Source organism: Streptomyces sp. AC555_RSS877 (assembly GCF_019049245.1).
Classification (GTDB): Bacteria; Actinomycetota; Actinomycetes; order Streptomycetales; family Streptomycetaceae; genus Streptomyces.
Genome location: NZ_JAGMUK010000112.1, coordinates 1 through 359, shown reverse-complemented (window position 1 = coordinate 359; position 359 = coordinate 1). Strand labels below are relative to the sequence as shown.

The 359-nt window shown below is 68.8% G+C and carries 1 protein-coding gene; it reads right to left on the bottom strand.

Going from position 1 to position 359, the window contains the following annotated elements; genetic code table 11:
• Positions 1-38 precede the first annotated feature (38 nt).
• A partial coding sequence (locus KUM49_RS36435; RefSeq protein ID WP_217241251.1) for a zinc ribbon domain-containing protein occupies positions 39-359 on the bottom strand: 321 nt, incomplete at its 5' end.

Here is a 359-nt window from a genome sequence, read left to right as displayed (position 1 = left end):
TTGAATCCTCCCCTCCCTGAAGGGAGGGGATTCCTGGCTCAGGCAGCCTCCTGGAGCAGCGCTCCAGGAGGTCTTGCGCCATCAGCACCAGCCGGGTTGAGACCAGCCCGGACGAGCATCACGCGTGCGGAGTTCTTGTCCCGTGGGGACACCGCTCCGCACGCGGCGCGGGTGTAGGTGCGCATTCCCAGCGGCAGTGCGTGCTTGGCTCTCGCATCGCAGTGCGCGCAGTCCATCGTGGTGTGCGCGGGGTGTACCAGGCGGATGTCCCGCCCGTGCTTGCGGCCCATCTCGATCAGAGCGGCCTTGGTGGCGCCGATGGCGGCGTCAGCGGCCTTGCGGGCCATGCTGGTCCGAGC